Annotated in this window: 1 protein-coding gene; it reads left to right on the plus strand. The window is 61.0% G+C overall.

Annotated elements, in window-relative coordinates; translation table 11 throughout:
• Positions 1-588 precede the first annotated feature (588 nt).
• The coding region (locus HKK72_RS39420) for a reverse transcriptase domain-containing protein (protein WP_222721706.1) at positions 589-1,173 on the plus strand (585 nt) is incomplete at its 3' end.

A 1,173-nucleotide genomic window follows, 5' to 3' on the forward strand; every position in this document is an offset into this window, starting at 1 on the left:
TGTGTCACGAACGTTGAGTGGGTCGTTCCGGTAGGCGGGGTGGACTCGCGAGGCGTGTAACTGCATGGGAGATGGAGGTTTTGTGGCCCTCCGGAGCCGCCCTGCGGGGGGAGGCTTCAAAGCACCTCAAGCTGCGTTAGCTGAAGACTGTCGTGGTAAGCGTTGAGGAAAAGGCGCACGAGATGCGCCAGCTGGGGATCGGGAAGGTGAGCTCAGCTCTCCGCTGTTGAAGCATCGAAAGTGCCAAGCTGGCATCGAAACCGGAGTGTAGAGTGTGCTCTGGGATAAGTCTGGCGGATACCCGTTTACTGGCCAGGCGGTGCCCGGTGTGAATGGCGGCACGAGCCCGATCTGCGGCTTCCGTGCGGAACGTGAGAGGGCACGCCCCGACACCGCTCTCGGCTATGTCCGGGGCGAGAGGGAGCGCGCCAAGCGGCAGAAACCGTAAGGCGCTGAGTACCGTTGCGGGGTGTGCAGTCGGACCGGTTCATAGTAGTGACGAAGTTCCTGTAATGGGGGCGGAGCGAAGGGGCCGGACCGTCCAGGTGATGTTCGTTCGGGCAACCGGAGAAATCTGGGAGGGATCGAGTGGGCGAGCCACAGCCAAACGGGAAACCGTTCGATATTTCGAAGCAGGAGGTGTGGCAGGCATATCAGAGGGTTGCTGTCAATAAGGGCGCCCCGGGAGTGGACGGGATGGCTCTGGAGGCGTTCGAGAAGGATCTGAAAGACAATCTGTACCGGATCTGGAATCGGATGTCGTCGGGGTCGTACTTTCCGCCGCCGGTGCGGGCGGTGCCGATACCAAAGAAAGACGGGGTCAGGATTCTCGGTGTGCCGACCATCGCTGACCGAATCGCGCAGACCGTGGTGGCCAGAAGACTGGAGCCGCGCATGGAGGAGATCTTCCATGACGATTCCTATGGTTATCGGGTCGGCAGGTCAGCGATCGACGCGGTGAGAAAGTGCCGGGGACGTTGCTGGAGATACAACTGGGTGATTGATCTTGATGTCGCCAAGTTCTTCGACAGCTGCCCGCACGACCTGATCGTCAAAGCGGTGGAGGCGAACACCGACCAGCGCTGGATCGTGCTGTATGTCAAACGGTGGCTGGTCGCACCGTTGCAGCACCCGGACGGCACCTTGGAGGCGAGAGGCAGGGGAACTCCACAA

The organism is Actinomadura sp. HBU206391 (assembly GCF_014323665.1).
Lineage (GTDB): Bacteria > Actinomycetota > Actinomycetes > Streptosporangiales > Streptosporangiaceae > Actinomadura_C.